This is a genomic window from Enterococcus sp. AZ050 (genome assembly GCF_051715085.1).
In the GTDB taxonomy this organism is placed as follows: Bacteria; Bacillota; Bacilli; order Lactobacillales; family Enterococcaceae; genus Enterococcus; species Enterococcus faecalis.
This window is the reverse complement of the sequence record NZ_JBIOTC010000001.1, coordinates 1,669,548-1,687,740: the sequence shown is the minus strand read 5'-3', so window position 1 is coordinate 1,687,740 and position 18,193 is coordinate 1,669,548. Positions and strand designations below refer to the sequence as shown.

Below are 18,193 nucleotides of genomic sequence, written 5' to 3'. Positions count from 1 at the left end.
AGAGGGTTAAAATATATGAAAAAAGAAATTCACGTAGTAGGAGCAATCATAGTGGAGAACGGGAAAGTTTTGTGTTGTCAAAGAGGACCTGAACGTGCATTAGCAAATCTTTGGGAATTTCCTGGTGGAAAAATCGAGAATGGTGAGACGAAAGTTCAAGCGCTTGAACGTGAATTGCAAGAAGAATTAAAAATAGAAGTAACGATCGTCAAGGAAGAGTATGCTTTTTGTCGATATGAGTATGATTTTGGTTTCGTTAATTTAACTACATTTATCTGTTATTTAGAATCAGGTGAACCTCAGTTGACAGAACATCTACAAATTAAATGGCTAACGCCAAATGAATTAAACCAACTTGAGTGGGCGCCTGCTGATATTCCTACTGTGGAAAAATTAGTAGAAAAAGGTGTGGGAACTGAACAAAATGGATAATTTAGAATTGGCGTTACAAAAGGCATTTATTAATAAGGAAGCTCTAGGTGACGAACTTACACCTAAATTTATTGTTAACAATCCCAAAAAACATGATTATTTATTGAATACATTGAGTAAAGATTTGAAAAGCTGTAAGACTTTTTTTATAGCCGTTGCATTTATAACACCTAGTGGCTTAAATGCAATAAAAACACAACTGGCTGATCTGGCTTTGCGTGGAATCTCTGGAAAAATTTTAACATCAACATACTTAAATTTTAATGATCCACACGTATTTCGAGCATTGTTGAATATTCCAAATGTAGAAGTACGAGTTTCTAAAAAAGAAGGTTTTCATTCAAAAGGATATTTGTTTGAGATGGAGGATTATCAAAGCTTTGTTATTGGTAGTTCGAACCTAACAATGTCTGCTTTGAAACTTAACTATGAGTGGAATGTTAGATTAACTTCAAGAGAGAATGGCGAGATGGTTTCTTCTATTCAAAAGCATCTCATTCAAGAATGGCATGAGGCACAGTCGCTAACCCTAGAATGGGTCGATGCATTTGAAAAAAATTATCATCCTATTGTTAATAGAAAGATGTTAGTGCAAGATGTTTCTGAAAACGAGTGTTTAGATACGCAATATATTTTGCCGAACTCTATGCAGAAAGAAGCGCTTAGAAGTTTAAAAGCGCTTAGAGAAACGGGCGCAACTAAGGGAATGATTGTTTCGGCAACTGGTACAGGGAAAACGTATCTAGCAGCATTTGATGTGCAGCAATTCAATCCTAAACGTGTATTATTTATTGTTCATAGTGAGCTAATTTTAATGAAAGCATTAGAATCATTCAAATTGATTTTAGGTGGAAAAGATGATGATTATGGTGTTTTATCAGGGAATTCTAAGAATTTTGATGCAAAATATCTATTTGGAACAATTCAAACAGTATCTAAAAGTGAATATCAAGAGCGTTTAGGAAAAGAAGCGTTTGACTATATTTTGATTGATGAAGTCCATAAAGCTGGAGCGAAATCTTATATTAAAGCCATTGAATTTTTCAATCCCAAGTTTTTATTGGGAATGACGGCTACACCTGAAAGAACAGATAATTTTAATATCTTTGAGCTATTTGATTATAATGTAGCGTATGAAATACGTTTGCAAGCCGCTTTAGAAGCAGAACTGCTTTGTCCATTTTATTATTTTGGCGTAACTGATTATGAAAAAGATGGTGAAATCATTGATGAAACAACCGATTTAAAACGTTTGCTACAGGAAGAACGAGTTGATTTTTTAATAAAAAAAATTAACTATTATGGTTATTCGGGAGATAGTCCTCGAGGCTTGGTGTTTTGTAGTCGTAAAGACGAAGCAAGGCAGTTAGCAGAGATGTTTAACGATCGTGGAATTCCGAGTGCTTATTTATCTGGTGACCATAATTTTGATAAAAGAGAAAAGGAAATTAAGCGTTTAGATACTGGAGAGATTCATTATATCTTCACGGTTGATATTTTTAATGAAGGCATTGATATCCCTAAAGTAAATCAAGTAATTATGCTGCGAAATACGCAATCTAGTATTATTTTTATTCAGCAATTAGGTCGGGGGCTAAGAAAAGACCCATCAAAAGAATTTGTTACGGTAATTGATTTTATTGGTAATTATAAAAATAACTATATGATTCCTATGGCTTTATCTGGAGATAGTTCTCAAACTAAGAATAGTTTACGTCGCGATACAATTGATGTGACGTATATCAGTGGTTTATCTTCAATTAATTTTGAAAAAGTTGCTCGTGAACGTATCTTTAAATCAATTGATCAAGCTAAATTAGATGCGATGTCGGAACTAAAAGCTAGTTATTTTAAGTTGAAAAATCGGTTGAATAGGGTTCCTTACCTGAATGATTTTCAAGTGTTAGATGGCGTGGATCCATTGTTGATTATAGGTAAAGAAAAAACATACTATAATTTCTTGGAGAGAATTGGGGAAACAGAAGCTAAATTAAGTGAAGAAGAAAACGGTGCACTAAAATTTGTTTCTGTAGAATTGCTATCAGGAATTCGCCCGCATGAACTTTATGTTATTGAAGAATTTTTAATGACAGATAAAGAACAGTTATCTTTAGAGGAAATCACAGCGCTGTTTGATACGTTTAACCTGACGTATACGACAGATACTCTAGCATCTGTTGTTAAAGTCTTAGATTTATCTTTTTACGAATCAACAATTAGAAAACGTTATTTGTTATCACAAATGTTTAAGATGAAAGAAAATTGTTTACAAATAACAGAAAAATTCAGAGAGTTTAAAAAGAATTCTTATTTCATCAATTTGATGTTAGATGTAATCCATACAGGGATTAACAAATCTATGGAGTATGATTTATCCCAACCGTTAAATTTATACAAAAAATATCGTCGCAAAGATGTTTTACGATTATTAAATATGAACTTTAATCAAAATGAACAAAGTATTGGTGGATATACAAACAGTAATAATCATTTTGCTATTTTTGTAACTTTGGATAAAGGCAAAGATTTTAAAGCTGCACGTATTGCTTATGAGGATGAATTTATTGATGAACGAACATTCCATTGGTATACAAAAGCGCCTAGAAATCTACGCTCGCCAGAAGTTCAACTTTTGCGGAATCCTGGGGAATATAAATTTCATTTATTTGTGAAACGGAAATATAATCAAAAAGAGAACGAAACAGATTTCTATTATCTAGGCGAAGTAGCCCCTCTTCAAGAAACTATCCAACAAGTCGAAAAACAAGACAAAGAGGGTAAGAAAAAAAGCGTCGTTAAACTAGACTTTACCTTAGAAACACCTGTAGAACCTAATATGTATGAATTTTTAACGCAGAACACAAACTAAAAAAGCCACTTTCCTCTGGAAAGTGGCTTTTCCCATCCCCTCTCACCGAGAAGACAAAATTTCATAAATCACATAGAGTTCCCAGTTGGAAATTTCTATTCGATAAAACTGTTCTAGGGTATAGAAAATGTTCTTAGCATTTTGGAAAAATGGTTTTTGGTTAATGGTTAGTTCCTCGAGGTTAGCAGGGACTTCATAGTCTTCAACGCCGAGCATTGTCCGCTCTACCATGAGCGCGTTGTGCATCATTAAGTTAAATTTCATTTTGCCGCTGAGTGTGAGGTCGAAGCGTTTTTCAATGTTTTTTGTAACGTTTTCGACTTGTTTAATAATGACGTCAGGATTTAGAAATTCTAGTTTTTCTGACAAGCCTTCTTTCGAGAAGAAGTGAACAAACTCGTTAATCATGCTATCAATGTTATTGGGATGCATCAAGTTTTGGAAAGGTTCCATCAACTGGGTTCCTGCATCTTCGTCTAACATGTCTAAGAGATTCACGCTAGCAACATTCGTATGATTGTCTAAGTAGGACGTCGTCAAAATGAGCGAGGTTTCTTTTAAATAATTTTCTTCGGCGTTGGCAATGTCTAACGTGTTTACCAAATCTTTGTATTTTAGGGTAATGACTTTAATGTCAGTATACAGGTATTTTTGACAGATTTGTTTGATTTGCTTGGCAATATCCAGACCTGAAATACTAGAGACAATGATATTTTTTTCCACTGAAAAGCCTTCAAAGTACTGTACATCGGTTTTAAATTTTTTTTCAGCGGTTTTAGCAATACCATAGAAAAGTTGTTCGTTCATTAATTGATGACCAATTTCCAACGCATAGGCAGTGGTCAGGTTGTTGATCACCAAAAGTTCTCCAAGAATTTGCGGTTTCAAACTTTTATAAAGTTGTGTCAGGGAACCCATATCGACGAGCATAATGACGCCTTGTGATGTGTCCCGCTGAGAAAGCCACTCTTTAACTTCGGCGACGATATCTCTGACCGAAGAGGTTAAGGGCATGTTAATCGCATCAAAAATATAGGTACCACATAATTTGTTGGCAACGGCTTGAATACTTGTGGCAGTCGATTCACCATGCGCCACGAGGAGCGCTTGGTAAGGAATCGTTTCAGAAATTTCCCCGCTGAGTAATACAGATAAGAGTACCTCTGTCAAGAAACGGTATTCTTCTGGCAGCGGACTGACTAAGTTTTTCACGAGGGAAACCGTTCGCGGATAGTGTTCTTTTAACTGTGCTTGGACTGGAAGGAGCATTGTTTCGTTAAATGTTGGCGGTAAAATTTTCAGCAATTTGGCAACATCTTTCATCGGTTTTTCAGTTTGTTCAGGTTGGTTAATAATTAGTTTGTTTTTGGTTTGGACTTCCGTGACTAGGTTTTGTAAAAAATAATCATTCTCTAAGGTTATTTTATCGTCTAAACAATATTTAATGAATTGTGTCAGTTCAGTTTTTAAGTGGGCCAGTGTTTTTTCTTTTGTAAATAAGGCTTCAAATGTTGCGAAAATATCGGAAGAAAGTGTGTCTTCTTCTAACACTTCTTTGTCTAAAGGAATCGTAATCATTGGTTGAGTCGCATCGCCAATGACGACGGGTTGATTGGGCAAAGTTTTTCGTAATTGTGACGCGCAAAGGAGCTGCACTTTGTTGGATAAACTTCCCACGTTGCCAGGTTCGTCATTTTCTAATAATGCCGTAAAGATTTCTTCGTCCACGTTGATGTCTTTGGTCATTCGTTTCGCTTCTCGGTGGAATAAGTTTTTTAAAATCGCAATCCGTTCTCGAATGGGGCGCTCTTTGAAGTTCGGAAGTGAGACGATTACGGAAATTCGGCGATAAAAGGTTGGTAATAAGACTTTTTTCGGGTTTTCGGTGGTCGCAAATAGTAGCCGGACCTTGGAATGCACCATTTTTCCTTCTTCACCAATGGGGCGGAAGGTTCCTGTATCCATAAACTGAAAGAGTTTTTCTTGGTTTTCATTGGATAATCGATGTACTTCATCTAAAAAGAGTACGGAATTATTGGCTTGGGCCAAGAGTCCTTGCTTTTCTGATTCAGCCCCAGTGAATGCGCCTTTGGTATGGCCGAAGAGAATGGATGACAGTAATTCGGGATTGTTGGCATAATCGGCACAGTTAAAGGTGTAGAATTTTTCCAGGCCAATGATTTGTTCATTTTTCAGATACTCATAAATCAGTTTTGCCAAAAAGCTTTTGCCGACGCCACTGGCTCCATGGATTAATAAAGGCATACCCAACGGGGGATACAACATAGCGGCTTTGCATTGTTCGATGGCTTTTTTGGCGCTGCCTTGGCTACCGATGTATTGTCGAAACACATCGGTCGTGGGGGTTGTTGCACGGGTTAATTGCCAATAAACGGTTTTTTTTCCCGTTTGTTGGACTTCACCTTTTTCCAATAATTTATTTAAGTATAAGCTGGTTACCGAGCGGCTTAATTGAATTTTTGTGGCAATTTCTTGTGTGCTCATCGGGGTGTTGCTGGTTTCTAAAATATCAACTAAGTGTTGGTAGGTCTCCAAGCGCATGATTCATCGTCCTTCCAAAAGAGAGGTCGGGAAAGGGGTTGCTTCTGTTCCCGCCGTTTATCAGCTTTTAAGCCTGAGATAAAAATCACTTTGGATTTTTGTCTCAGGCTCTAAGTGTTTAATAATTAAATGTTTATTGTTTCAATTTTAACAGATGCCTAGTAATCCTAGCAAGATGCCTAAGAACATGATGCCAAACATCACTACGTTAACATTGACTTTTTTGCGTAATAGCCAGAAAGCAAGTAATGTCACGGCTAATGGTACGATACCGACGAATAGTTGATCCAAATAGTCTTGGATTTTAACTACGTCTTCGCTTCCTTTAACGGAAACTTCAAGAATCGTTTTGAATTTTACATTTGAAGCAGTCATACTGCCCATCATCATTAAGCCTAGCATACTCGATACTTTTGTGAGTATCTTCATTCCGCCTGATTCGTACATTTTTTGGATAAAACTTTCACCGATTGAGTAGCCGCTATACAACGCATAATAGTGAATTAAGAACGCAGGGACGTTGTATAAAAGTAAGAAGACAATCGCCCCTAATGGCGAACCAGTGCTGGCTAATGAAATCCCAATACCGGCAGCAATGACACGCAAGATGCCCCAGAAGAAGGAATCACCGATGCCTGAAAGTGGCCCCATTAGTGAGGCTTTAACCGCTGTAATAGAGCTAGCATCAAAATTTTCGTCTTCACTGTTTTGTTTTTCCATCGAAGCAACGAGCCCCATGATGAAGTTATTGATATGCATGGTTGCATTGAACCAAGTGGTGTGACGCACCAATGCCTCGGCCCGTTCTTCCTTGGTTTTATAAAAACGATTGATAACTGGGAGTAAAGTGTACATGACACCCACTGCGTGGTATTGTGTAGCTCCTGTCCGGCTAGCGTTCATCGTCCAAGAACGCCAGAAAACAGAGCGCATCATTTTTTTCTCTTCTTTAGATAAATTCTCTTTTAACTTCATGCGAAAAAGTCCTCCTCTTCGATTTCTTTCGCGCTGCCTTCAACCGCAGAAGACGCCGCAGGTTTTCTTTTTAGAATGTCGCGAAATTCTACATCCCGTTGGGCACTCACGACACAAATTACTGTCCCGATGACCGCTACCGCAACGGCTGGTAATTGTAGGTACGCGGTTAAAACAAAGCCTAAAATGTAAAAGACGGCTAATTTATTATCCCATAACAGTTTCATTAACATGGCAAACCCAACGGCAGGTAAAAGTCCGCCAGCTGCGCTTAAGCCGTTCATCAAATTTTGTGGAATACTTTCAACAAACAGATTTACTGGCCCGCTTCCTGCTAAAATTCCGATAAATGAAATCGAAGCGATGATTAAATAATAAATAATCCACGTTCCGTAATGCAGTGTCACAACCATTTTTTGGTTGCCTTCACGTGCTGCTTTGTCAAGAGAAGGAGCAAAGATATTCATAAAGACATTTTTTAAAAACATCACCACGAAAGCAGCTAACATCCCAATTGGTACGGCTAACGTCATGGCGGCTTTTTGTTCGACATTTGAAATAATTGCAAACGTTGTGGCTAAAGTAGTCGCAGTTACAGGTTCCGCGGCGATAACACCACCGATATTAACATTTCCTAAGAAAATTGCTTCCAAAGAGGCCCCCATTAAGACCCCTGTTTTCATGTCGCCCATTAAAATTCCTGTGACTAATCCAACGACTAAGGGACGTTCCATCATACTTTGACCAGTTAAATAGTTCCCAGCAAAACAGATAAATACAGCTAAGGCTGCCATTGTTGCATGCATAAGCATTGTTCATTTCCTCCTTTTAATTGACGGCTTGTTTTAGACTTAATTTTGAGTTGGTTGGCAGTACTTGGTTATAGCTTTCCACGTGAGTCAAACTGGCTAATTCTTTGGCAGCTTCTAACTCTTCAGGGTTTAATTGGACACTTGGGAAAACCATTGTTTTGGTGGCTGGATCTGATTTATCAAAGCGGCCAGCGTTGGCAACATTCACACTTTCAATATCTGTCACGTTTTTCGCAATTTTAGTAGCATCCGCTACACTGTTCACAATTACAAAAATTCGTTTGTCTTTGCCACGAGGATCATTAAAGACATCAATCGCATCATCAACTGAGCGAATTAATAGTTTCATGCCATTAGGGACAGCCATTTTTAACGTCATTTGCATTACTTCGTTTTTGGCTGCTTCATCATTCGCTACAACTAATAAGGGGGCATTCAATTCTTTGGTCCAAACTACGGCTACTTGGCCGTGAATTAATCTGTCGTCTACTCGTACTTGTGTAATCATTTTAATTTCCTCCTAAAAAAAGTTTTCTTCTTCATTTGATGGGTTTAATTCAACGAATTGAATTTGTGCTTCAGCAATTGCTGCTTGAATATCTTCTTTGGTTAGCTTTTCGCCTTCTTTTAAGAAAATCAGCGACAAGGCAATGGCTAAGTTGGCATTGGAAATGATAAAAACATTGTCTGGTTTTGTCGTCATGACTTCTTGAACAATTTTTTGATTGACACTACCACCATATAAATCTGTTAAAATAATAGCTTGTTCTTCTGCGCCAAGGGACTGAAGAAACGTTTGAATAATTGGCGTGTAGTCTTCAGGAGTCACATAGGCATTGATGACCGCCAGCTCTTTTCCTTTGTCTGCGAGAATATCCAAGGAACTTTGGAAGCCTTTCGCTAAGTTTCCATGACTAGCAATTAAAAATTTTCTTTTCATTCTTTTCACCTCACTTTTATATAAAGCAAGTTCTGTGCCAAAAAAAGAGAACTCTAAATCCTTGATTTGAAAGGAGTTTAACGTTCTTGAAACTGTTTAAACAGTTTTAAATCAAAATAAACACGTTAATCGTTGGCTAGTTTGTTGTTGAAAAATAGCTAAGCAAAACTGTGAAATTTAATCAAAATAACCCCCGTTTTTATCGAGAAGTGTTACAATAATATTCATGAATATTTATACATTAAGGAGAGTTACGAATGACTGATGCTCTTGTGATACAAGATTTACGCAAAGTGTACGCTTCAGGTGTTGAAGCGTTGCGGGGGATTGATTTAACAGTCGAAGAAGGCGATTTTTATGCTCTTTTGGGACCGAATGGCGCAGGAAAATCAACGACGATTGGGATTGTGACCTCGTTAGTTAATAAGACTTCGGGGAAAGTCAAAATTTTTGGGTATGATTTAGATACGGAAATGGTGCGGGCGAAGCAACAGATTGGGTTAGTGCCGCAGGAGTTTAACTTCAATCCGTTTGAAACGGTCCAGCAGATTGTGGTCAATCAAGCGGGCTATTATGGGGTGTCTCGTAAAGAAGCCATGAAACGGAGTGAAAAGTATTTAAAACAATCCAATTTATGGGAAAAACGGAACGAGCGGGCTCGGATGCTTTCTGGCGGAATGAAACGTCGCTTGATGATTGCTCGCGCGCTGATGCATGAGCCGAAGTTATTGATTTTAGATGAACCAACTGCAGGTGTCGATATTGAATTGCGCCGTGAAATGTGGGCCTTTTTACAAGAGTTAAATGCGCAGGGAACCACGATTATTTTGACGACCCATTACTTAGAAGAAGCTGAGATGTTGTGTCGTAACATTGGGATTATTCAGTCTGGTGAATTGATTGAAAACACCAGCATGAAGCACTTGTTAGCAAAATTACAATTTGAAACGTTTATTTTTGATTTAGCACCTTATACGCAGGCGCCAGTTATTGAAGGCTATCAAAGCGTATTTGAGGACGAGTTAACGTTAGCGGTGGAAGTGGAACGAAACCAAGGAGTCAATCACTTGTTTGAACAGCTAAGTCAACAAGGAATCAAAGTATTGTCAATGCGGAATAAGTCCAACCGTTTGGAAGAGCTCTTCTTGAAGATTACCGAGGATACGTACCAAAGGGAGGATCAACATGTTTAGTCTGTATTTTACTGCTTTAAAAAGTTTAGCTGTGAAGGAAACCAACCGTTATTTACGGATTTGGGTCCAAACACTGGTACCGCCAGTAATTACGACGTCCTTATATTTTGTGATTTTTGGGAAAATGATTGGCGGGCGAATTGGCGACATGGGCGGTTTTTCTTATATGGAATTTATCGTGCCAGGTTTAATTATGATGTCAGCCATTACAAGCTCGTACGCCAATGTTTCATCTTCCTTTTTCTCACAAAAATTCCAGAAAAATATCGAAGAAATTCTTGTGGCGCCAGTTCCAACTCATGTGATTATTTGGGGATTTGTGATTGGTGGCGTTGGTCGTAGTATTTTGGTCGGTGCGTTAGTCACCATCATTTCTCTATTTTTTGTGCCATTGCACGTTGTTTCTTGGCTGATGGTCATCATGACTTTATTGATGACAGCGATTCTCTTTTCTTTAGCTGGTTTGTTAAATGGTATTTTTGCGCAATCCTATGATGATGTATCGATTGTGCCGACCTTTGTGTTACAGCCTTTAACCTATTTGGGTGGGGTTTTCTATGCCATTTCCATGTTGCCGCCATTTTGGCAAGCTGTCTCAAAAGTTAATCCGATTGTTTACATGATTTCTGGGTTCCGCTACGGTTTCCTAGGGGTTCAAGATGTGCCAATTGGTATTTCTATGACCATTTTAATCTTATTTATTGTCGTTTTATATGGCATTTGTTGGTACCTTGTAGAAACAGGGCGTGGCTTACGTAGTTAAGCCGTAAAAAGATTAAACTGTCTGAATCACTCATTCTAGCGAGCAGATTCAGACAGTTTTCTTGTTTCTAAGTATGCCTTTTTTGATTCTTCGTGCATTTCCCTGTATAATAGCAATGTTTCGCACCAGAATATGTCGACAAGTTGTCGTTGAAAATAAAGAAAAAATCAGAAACGGAGTATATGAAGATGAGCAAGAATTTTTGGGCAACATTGCCAAAGCCCTTTTTTGTTTTAGCACCAATGGAAGATGTCACTGATGTGGTCTTTCGTCATGTCGTGAAAGAAGCTGGGGCACCAGATGTGTTTTTTACAGAGTTTACTAATTCAGATAGTTATTGTCATCCTGAAGGAAAAGATAGTGTGCGCGGGCGCCTCGTTTTTACAGAAGATGAACAGCCGATGGTGGCACATATTTGGGGGGATAAACCGGAATTTTTCCGTGAAATGAGTATCGGCGTAGCGGAGATGGGCTTTCAAGGATTAGATATAAATATGGGCTGTCCTGTGCCTAACGTGGCTGAGCGTGGAAAAGGCAGCGGGCTGATTTTGCGCCCAGAAGTTGCGGCTGAATTGATTGACGCCGCCAAAGCAGGTGGCTTACCTGTTAGTGTCAAAACACGCATTGGGTTTACTGAAATGGCGGAAATGGAGGCGTGGATCACGCATTTATTAGAGCAAGACATTGCGAATCTATCCATTCATTTGCGAACACGAAAAGAGATGAGCAAAGTGGATGCCCATTGGGAGGTCATTCCGCAAATTATGGCTATTCGGGACCGTGTCGCACCGCAAACGACAATTACGATTAATGGGGATATTCCCGATCGTCAAAAGGGCCTAGAATTAGCAGAACAATATGGTGTAGATGGCATCATGATTGGTCGGGGGATTTTTAAAAATCCTTATGCCTTTGAAAAAGAACCCAAAACACATACGCCACAAGAATTACTGGGCTTGTTACGTTTACAATTGGATTTGCAAGACAAGTATGCAGAATTGGTGCCTCGCTCCATCGTTGGGCTGCATCGCTTCTTCAAAATTTATGTCAAAGGCTTTCCAGGTGCCAGTGATTTAAGAGCACAATTAATGAATACAAAATCAACGGATGAAGTGCGCCAGTTGTTAGCGACGTTTGAAGCAGAACATGGTGTGCTTGACTAAATAAAAAAAGAGAGGAGGTAGCATTTTAGCTAATGCTACCTCCTCTCTTTTGAATGCTTAATGCGCAATCATTTCTTGGGCAATTTCTTGTTTGCTTAAGTCGTTTGGATAATACGTTGGCCAGTTGTCCATTTCATTGAACAGACTTTCTTGGCTATCGCCGCCGAAGAAGATGTGGAAATGAGCGGCTTTCGTTGGTGCGATGTTGTGGTCGCTAAATTGGACGTATTTAAACCGCCCAGCATTGGCATCGTCTGTTTCAAAAAGGAAACGGACGCCACGGTTGCCTTTTGCATAGTTTAAAATTTTATAACCGGCTGCTTTATAGGTGAATTTTTGTGGTTTGCCATTGACCAGAAATTCAATGGTGGAATCAGTGATGTTGATGTGGTCGACATCAGTTTGATAGCCGGCATCATAGTAGGTTTTGTATTCGGCTGGTGTTTTATCTTTTTTCAGTTTCGCTTTGTAATCGAAGACTTGGTCTAATGTGCCATCTTTTAATAAAGGATAGACGGATTGCCAATTTCCAGCGTAATCTGCCAGTGTTCTCTCAGCCACCTCACTGTCTTTGAAATAGCCGTTAGCCACGGTTTTTTCTGTTTTTTCAGAGGTTTCTGGCTGAACCTCTTTCCCGGCTGTATCTGTTGTTTTTTTCAAAGCAGTTAAGTTTTCTTTCATTACAGAAAGATAATCTTCGCCATTGTCCATTTGTTTTTGTGTCAAACTTTCTAGCGGGTTTAGGACTTCCAATTGAACATTCGCTTCGTCAGCTAACGTTTTAGCAATTTTATCGTTGGCATTTTTTTCAAAATAAATATAGCGAATTTGGTTGTCTGTGACATATTTTTTCAACTCTGCCAAGCGCCCTGCTGTTGGCTCTTGTTCAGGTGTTAAACCAGCTATTGGCACTTGTTTTAAGCCGTAATCTAAGGCAAGATAACCAAATGCAGCATGTTGGGTAACAAAACTTTTTTGCTTAGCGTCTTTCAAAGCTGTTTGGAACTCTTTGTCTAAGGCTGTTAATTTTGTTAAGTATTTTTCTGCGTTTGTTTCAAATGTTTTGGCTTTTTTAGGGTAAAGTTTGACTAATTGTTCTTTGATGTTTGTGACTTCTTGAATGGCACGATGGGGCGAAACCCAAGTATGCGGATCTAATTCATGGTGGTGGCCTTCTTCGCCGTGTTCGTGGTCATGGTCGTGTCCGTCTTCGTCACTGCCAGGAAGTAAGACCATGTTTTCGGTACCTTTAATGACGTTCGGGGCTCCTTTTTTCCAGCCTTTAGCAGCTTTTGGTACCCAAGATTCCATATTTTCATTGTGGTAAACGAAAACATCCGCATCATGGATGGTAGCCATATCTTTGGCGGATGGTTCATAATCGTGGGGTTCAGAACCAGCAGGGATTAACAATTTGACGTCTCCTTCAGCGCCTACAATATTTTTAGTGAAATCGTACATAGGATAAAAAGTCGTGACAATGGATAGTTTTTCTTTACCGTCAGCGGTTTTATCAGAGGTGTTTGTTTTGCCGCAAGCGCCGAAAAGGATTAGCGATAAGGCGGCTAACAGGGGAAGAGTAAATTTTTTCATAGGTGTGCTCCTTTAGTGAATTACGCAATTTTCTTTTGTTTATTGCGCTTATGTTCTTTAATGATTTTAAGTGCGCGTTTTCGTGTTTTGATGTTGGGACTTTTCAGTCGACGATAAGCGCTAGATAAGTCAGTTTTTTCCATTATATATAGGACCTCCATTTCGTAAAAAAATAATTTACGGAGTAGCTATTTTGTTGAGGGTTTGAAAGGTTTCTTGAATTTTTTTTGTCTCTAATTCTTTGCCAATCAGAACAATTGTCGTTTCTTGAGGGGGTTGATTCGTCATTTGAAAGGCCACTTGCTGGTTGACGCCTTGCATGGCAATGGCCAAGTCATGCTCCTGTAAGGCGAGAATCCCTTTGAAACGGTATAACTTTTCCTGATGTGTATACATTAACCAATCAAGCCAACGAGTGAAAAGAGGTTCGTTGAGGGCTGAGGACGCCGTTAGCGTAAGGGAGTGAAAGGTATGGTGATGATGCTCGTGGGCGTGCTCATGCGGGGAATGAGTCATTTCGTGTTCTGTAAGTGTTGCCGTAAACTTATTTAATTGAAAAAAGTCACTAGCCAAAAGAGGCTCGTTGGCTTGAAAGGATGAAATATCAGCAAAAGGATTAATGGTACGAAGGGTTTCTTGGAACGTTGGTAGCTGAGTGATGTCTGCTGGTTCCTTGACAGAAAAAAAGAGGCGATCTGCTAAGGCCAGTTGTTTGATGACTTCGGCTTCTTGAAGTTGCTGTTGCCAATGATGCCCATCAACGACCGTTAAGAGACTGTCTATATAGAAATGATTTTTGATGTGCGGGGTCGTTAAAATTGTTTGAATGATTGGTTGCGGATCAGCAATGCCCGTTGTTTCTAAAATGACTTGGGCAATGGGTTGTTGTTCTTCTTGGTACACTTCTAAGATTGCTGATAAAGAGGCAAGAAGATCTCCTCGTAAGCTGCAACACATGCAACCGTTATTTAATTGAATAATTCGTTCCGTGGTTTGTAAAAGTAATGCGTGGTCAACGCCTGTTTGACCAAATTCATTTTCAATAATAATAATTTCTTCTTTAGGAAACGGTGACTGCGCAAGCGCATGGTTAATTAAGGTTGTTTTTCCTGCGCCTAAAAAGCCAGAAACAATGGTGATTGGAATGCCCATCAAGTTTTCCTCCTGTTATTTGACTTCAGTGAAAAGTGCGCGGCGCCGTAATTTTGGTGAATATTTTTTCAGCTGTAATTTTTCTGGTGTATTTCGTTTGTTTTTACTTGTTAAGTAAAGGCGCTCGCCAGTTTCAGCGCAAGCTAACGTAATGGTTTGGCGCATAGTACCGTCCTCCAATTTGATTTTTTTAATTGCGTATAAAAGATAAAGGGGGCTGCGAGGTCAGCCCAAATGCGACCGTCCTCGCTAGTTGTCTTTATCGAAATAATGAGTTACCAGCTTGCTTTTTTGACGCCAGGAATCAAGCCTTGGTGAGCCAATTCACGGAAACGAATCCGAGACATGCCAAATTTACGCATGTAGCCACGTGGGCGCCCATCTGTTTGATCGCGGAGTTTTAAGCGACTTGGATGAGCATCTTTTGGCAATTTGCTAAGACCTTCATAATCGCCAGCTTCTTTTAAGGCTTGGCGAATAGGCGCATATTTTGCAATCATTGCTTGTTGTTTTTTTGCTTTAGCAATTTTTGATTTTTTAGCCATAAGGCACTTCCTTTCTTTTTGGATTTATAAAATCTAAATCGTAATGGTTACGATTTGAACGGAAGTATATTATCAGGTGTTGCGTTGTTTGTCAAGTGAGAATTTCGTTTTTTTTAGGACTTGCTAAGTTGAGAAGTTAGAAATGTTTGTTTTAGCGCTGTTTTGTAGTATCTTTTAAGAAAGAGTAAAAAGGAGTGAAGATGGCAATGGTAGAACGTTTGACGATTATTCGTGGTGTGGAAAAATTTGAATTACAAACGAAAACAGCGCGCTGGGTGTTAGCAAAAGAAGAGGGATACTCGCCAGTTCAAATGCTCGTTTCGGCAATTGGCGCTTGTGGGGGGTACGTGTATCAATCCGTTTTGGAAAATTCGCACATTCCCTTTGAGTTTGAAAAAATAGAAGTCACGTATTCAAGAGAAGTAGAGAGACGCGCACAACCATTAAAACAGGTGACGATTCTCTTTTATGTGGCTGTTCCAGAAGCCTTTCAAGAACGGGCGACACGGTGTTTGAAGCTTGTCTCCCCAAACTGTCCAGTGATTCAATCATTAGCTGAAAGAATTACTGTCGAAGAAACAGTTGTATTTAAAAAGTAAACCATTAGAGACATTATCGTTACGAGCGCTTTTCCCTTTTTGGATGCCTCGTTTCTGAGAATGTCTTTTTTTAGTAGGAGCGTGGGGAAATAGCTGTAGAAACAGGAAATTTTTAATTCATTTGTACAAAATAATACAGACAAAAAACAGATAGTGTTTTTTTCACAAATAAAAAGGTTGCTTTTTTTTCTGTTTTAGTAGATGATGTAAGTAGTTACATCTCTGATATACCGCTGTTTTTCGAAACGTGTGTTATTTTTTAATTCGTAATAGTTTTTTTAAATCGTTTCACAGAATTACTTTAATTGTTATACAGTTTTTTTAGTTGTTATAGTTTGTTTGTCGGCCTTTAGGAGGTAATCATGATTGAGTTAGTGAATGTGTCGAAAGTCTATCAAGAGACACACGCGTTAAAAAATATTCACTTTTCTGTCCAACCAGGAGAAATCGTTGGGATTGTTGGGAAAAGTGGCTCTGGCAAGTCCACGTTGTTACGTTTGTTGAATTTAATGGAACAACCGAGTGAAGGGGAGATTCGTATTGATGGCAGAAATGTTCAAACCTTCTCTAAAAAAGAAGTTCGCCAGCAGCAACAACAAATGGGGATGGTGTTTCAGCATTACAATTTGTTAGAAAATTTGAAAATTTATGATAATGTTGCGTTGCCTTTGAAACTTTTAAAAGAGAAACAGCCTGAAAAAATTGAGCGTTTATTAACGTTTGTTGATATGGCCCATAAGGCAGAAGCGTATCCTGCTCAGCTTTCTGGTGGGGAAAAACAGCGTGTCTCTATTGCTCGAGCGTTGAGCCGTAATCCAAAATGGTTATTATGTGACGAGGCAACGAGTTCATTAGATGAAGAAAATACAGAAAGTGTCGTTCGACTATTACATAAGACGCATCAGGAATTCCGACCGACTATTTTCTTTGTTAGTCACGAATTAGAAACCGTGAAGCGCTTATGTAATCGTATCTTAGTGATGGAAAAAGGTCAGTTAATTGGCGAATTTCTGAATAATCCTCAGCAATATGAGGAAGAACCGCTTTCCTATTTAGAAAAAGTGGAAAGGAGTTTGCGCCCATGACTTTTTCAGAAACCTTTGCCGAATATTGGCCATCTATGCTGGTCGGTTTAAAAGAAACAGGGATTATGATGTCGATTTCGATGGCTATCTGTTTGCTTGTCGGCTTGCCTTTAGGCTTAGGACTATTTTTGGCTAATCCGAAAGTCAAAGGGCATCAACCTTGGCTATACTGGGTTTTAAATTTCATTGTAACTGTTATTCGTTCGTTTCCTTATTTATTATTTGTGATTGCGTTGATTCCAGTTACTCGTTCTGTTTTAGGAAAGGCGTTTGGCCCAATTCCTTCATCTGTGCCATTGAGTATTGTTGCGATCGCGATTTTTGCTCGCTTGGTTGAACAAGTGCTGTTGGATGTTCCAGAAGAAATTTATTTTTTAGCTAATTCGTTAGGCACCTCGAAAGTCCAATACATTTGGCACTTTTTATTGGTGGAAGCACGTAGCGGATTGGTCCTTGCTTACACAACCACGACAGTGAGTATGGTTTCATATTCCACGGTGATGGGTGTTGTTGGTGGCGGCGGGATTGGCGATTTTGCAGTTCGTGTCGGGTATCAACGGTATGAATACGGTATTATGTATGTTGCCATTGTGATTATGATTGCACTGGTCTTCATTTTACAAATGCTTGGGAACTTCATTGCCCAAAAACTAGACAAAAGAAAGTAGGAGGACAAAAGAATGAAGAAGTTTTATTTAGCAACATTCGCTGTTATTGCAACAGTTATTTTAGCTGCCTGTGGGGGAAATAAACAAGCAGATCAGAAAGAAGACAAGGAGATTACCGTTGCCGTGCAATTGGAATCTTCAAAAGATATCTTGGAGATTGCCAAGAAAGAAGCTGAGAAAAAAGGGTACAAAATTAACATTATGGAAGTGAGCGACAATGTTGCCTACAACGATGCCGTGCAACATGACGAAGCGGATGCTAATTTTGCGCAACATCAACCTTTCATGGAAATGTTTAACAAAGAGAAAAAAGCTGATTTAGTGGCTGTGCAACCGATTTATTATTTTGCTGGTGGTTTCTATTCAAAAGAATATCAAGATGCGAAAGATTTACCTGAAAATGCCAAAGTGGGGATTCCTAGCGATCCAACCAATGAAGGTCGTGCTTTAGCAATTTTAAATGCAAACGGCGTGATTAAATTAAAAGAAGGTGTCGGCTTTAACGGCACGGTGGCAGATGTCGTGGAAAATCCTAAAAACATCACTTTTGAAAGCATTGATTTACTGAATTTAGCTAAAGCCTATGATGAAAAAGACATCGCTATGGTGTTCTGCTACCCAGCCTACTTAGAACCTGCTGGTTTAACAACGAAAGATGCGATCTTGTTAGAAGATGAAGAAGCAAGTAAACATTACGCATTGCAAGTTGTGACACGCAAAGGCGAAAAAGATAGCGAAAAAATCAAGGTTTTAAAAGAAGCGATGACAACAAAAGAAGTTGCTGAATACATCAAGAAAAATTCTAAAGGCGCTAATATTCCTGCGTTTTAATGAATAGAAAA

The 18,193-nt window shown here is 38.9% G+C and carries 19 protein-coding genes; 9 read left to right on the top strand and 10 right to left on the bottom strand.

All coding sequences use genetic code 11. From position 1 onward, the window contains the following. The first annotated feature begins 15 nt into the window (after nt 1–15). Nucleotides 16–432 (top strand): (deoxy)nucleoside triphosphate pyrophosphohydrolase, encoded by a 417-nt coding sequence (locus IGJ04_RS08210; RefSeq protein ID WP_002381045.1) that lies wholly within the window; start codon nt 16–18, stop codon nt 430–432. Beyond that, on the top strand, nt 425–3,301 hold the full coding sequence (locus tag IGJ04_RS08205; RefSeq protein WP_179141021.1) for a DUF3427 domain-containing protein: 2,877 nt from the start codon (nt 425–427) through the stop codon (nt 3,299–3,301). Before IGJ04_RS08210 ends, IGJ04_RS08205 begins: the two co-directional genes overlap by 8 nt. A 42-nt stretch (nt 3,302–3,343) precedes the next feature. Here the strand turns inward: IGJ04_RS08205 and IGJ04_RS08200 are convergent, their stop codons facing one another. From IGJ04_RS08200 to IGJ04_RS08180, 5 genes are all read right to left on the bottom strand, one after another. After that, entirely contained in the window at nt 3,344–5,863 is a 2,520-nt protein-coding gene (locus IGJ04_RS08200; RefSeq protein ID WP_438840112.1) for a sigma 54-interacting transcriptional regulator, read from the bottom strand. A 147-nt stretch (nt 5,864–6,010) separates the two neighbouring features. After that, complete coding sequence (locus IGJ04_RS08195; RefSeq protein ID WP_002360964.1) at nt 6,011–6,838, bottom strand: PTS system mannose/fructose/sorbose family transporter subunit IID; 828 nt, start codon at nt 6,836–6,838, stop codon at nt 6,011–6,013. Then, nucleotides 6,835–7,650: a PTS mannose/fructose/sorbose/N-acetylgalactosamine transporter subunit IIC gene (locus IGJ04_RS08190; protein WP_002365419.1), complete on the bottom strand. Its 816-nt coding sequence runs from the start codon at nt 7,648–7,650 to the stop codon at nt 6,835–6,837. Before IGJ04_RS08190 ends, IGJ04_RS08195 begins: the two co-directional genes overlap by 4 nt. 16 nt (nt 7,651–7,666) lie before the next feature. Then, on the bottom strand, nt 7,667–8,158 hold the full coding sequence (locus tag IGJ04_RS08185) for a PTS system mannose/fructose/N-acetylgalactosamine-transporter subunit IIB (RefSeq protein ID WP_002354800.1): 492 nt from the start codon (nt 8,156–8,158) through the stop codon (nt 7,667–7,669). A gap of 12 nt (nt 8,159–8,170) precedes the next feature. Then, complete coding sequence (locus IGJ04_RS08180; protein WP_002354802.1) at nt 8,171–8,590, bottom strand: PTS sugar transporter subunit IIA; 420 nt, start codon at nt 8,588–8,590, stop codon at nt 8,171–8,173. Between the two features lie 257 nt (nt 8,591–8,847). On the opposite strand from IGJ04_RS08180, the gene IGJ04_RS08175 reads away from it, so the two are divergent. The 3 genes from IGJ04_RS08175 (at nt 8,848) to IGJ04_RS08165 (ending at nt 11,709) form a co-directional block, all read left to right on the top strand. Then, nucleotides 8,848–9,783 (top strand): ABC transporter ATP-binding protein, encoded by a 936-nt coding sequence (locus IGJ04_RS08175; RefSeq protein ID WP_002354809.1) that lies wholly within the window; start codon nt 8,848–8,850, stop codon nt 9,781–9,783. After that, on the top strand, nt 9,776–10,546 hold the full coding sequence (locus IGJ04_RS08170; RefSeq protein ID WP_002354811.1) for an ABC transporter permease: 771 nt from the start codon (nt 9,776–9,778) through the stop codon (nt 10,544–10,546). Before IGJ04_RS08175 ends, IGJ04_RS08170 begins: the two co-directional genes overlap by 8 nt. Nucleotides 10,547–10,734: 188 nt before the next feature. Beyond that, nucleotides 10,735–11,709 carry a tRNA dihydrouridine synthase gene (locus IGJ04_RS08165; protein ID WP_002413934.1) on the top strand — a complete coding sequence of 325 codons (975 nt, stop codon included), beginning with the start codon at nt 10,735–10,737 and terminating at the stop codon, nt 11,707–11,709. 57 nt (nt 11,710–11,766) lie between these two features. Here IGJ04_RS08165 and IGJ04_RS08160 read toward each other — a convergent pair whose 3' ends face one another. From IGJ04_RS08160 to rpsN, 5 genes are all read right to left on the bottom strand, one after another. Next, nucleotides 11,767–13,302 carry a metal ABC transporter solute-binding protein, Zn/Mn family gene (locus tag IGJ04_RS08160; protein WP_438840111.1) on the bottom strand — a complete coding sequence of 512 codons (1,536 nt, stop codon included), beginning with the start codon at nt 13,300–13,302 and terminating at the stop codon, nt 11,767–11,769. A 20-nt stretch (nt 13,303–13,322) separates the two neighbouring features. After that, a complete protein-coding gene (locus IGJ04_RS08155; protein ID WP_002383181.1) occupies nt 13,323–13,445 on the bottom strand; it encodes a putative metal homeostasis protein in 123 nt (40 codons plus the stop codon). A 34-nt stretch (nt 13,446–13,479) separates the two neighbouring features. Next, nucleotides 13,480–14,454, bottom strand: coding sequence for a CobW family GTP-binding protein (locus IGJ04_RS08150; RefSeq protein WP_438840110.1), 975 nt, complete (start codon nt 14,452–14,454; stop codon nt 13,480–13,482). A 15-nt stretch (nt 14,455–14,469) separates the two neighbouring features. Continuing rightward, the gene (gene rpmG / locus IGJ04_RS08145) at nt 14,470–14,619 is read right to left on the bottom strand and encodes a 50S ribosomal protein L33 (RefSeq protein WP_002354818.1); all 150 of its coding nucleotides are present in this window, start codon (nt 14,617–14,619) and stop codon (nt 14,470–14,472) included. A gap of 110 nt (nt 14,620–14,729) precedes the next feature. Then, complete coding sequence (gene rpsN / locus IGJ04_RS08140) at nt 14,730–14,999, bottom strand: 30S ribosomal protein S14 (protein WP_002354822.1); 270 nt, start codon at nt 14,997–14,999, stop codon at nt 14,730–14,732. A 200-nt stretch (nt 15,000–15,199) separates the two neighbouring features. Here rpsN and IGJ04_RS08135 point away from each other — a divergent pair, with 200 nt between their 5' ends. The 4 genes from IGJ04_RS08135 to IGJ04_RS08120 all read left to right on the top strand — a co-directional run bounded on the left by IGJ04_RS08135 (nt 15,200) and on the right by IGJ04_RS08120 (nt 18,182). Next, the gene (locus IGJ04_RS08135; RefSeq protein ID WP_438840109.1) at nt 15,200–15,598 is read left to right on the top strand and encodes an OsmC family protein; all 399 of its coding nucleotides are present in this window, start codon (nt 15,200–15,202) and stop codon (nt 15,596–15,598) included. Nucleotides 15,599–15,960: 362 nt separating this feature from the next. Next, on the top strand, nt 15,961–16,683 hold the full coding sequence (locus tag IGJ04_RS08130; RefSeq protein WP_002354824.1) for a methionine ABC transporter ATP-binding protein: 723 nt from the start codon (nt 15,961–15,963) through the stop codon (nt 16,681–16,683). Then, complete coding sequence (locus tag IGJ04_RS08125) at nt 16,680–17,351, top strand: methionine ABC transporter permease (RefSeq protein ID WP_002368484.1); 672 nt, start codon at nt 16,680–16,682, stop codon at nt 17,349–17,351. The genes IGJ04_RS08130 and IGJ04_RS08125 overlap by 4 nt, the downstream gene beginning before the upstream one ends. 12 nt (nt 17,352–17,363) lie before the next feature. Then, on the top strand, nt 17,364–18,182 hold the full coding sequence (locus IGJ04_RS08120) for a MetQ/NlpA family ABC transporter substrate-binding protein (protein ID WP_002354826.1): 819 nt from the start codon (nt 17,364–17,366) through the stop codon (nt 18,180–18,182). The last annotated feature ends 11 nt before the right edge of the window (nt 18,183–18,193 follow it).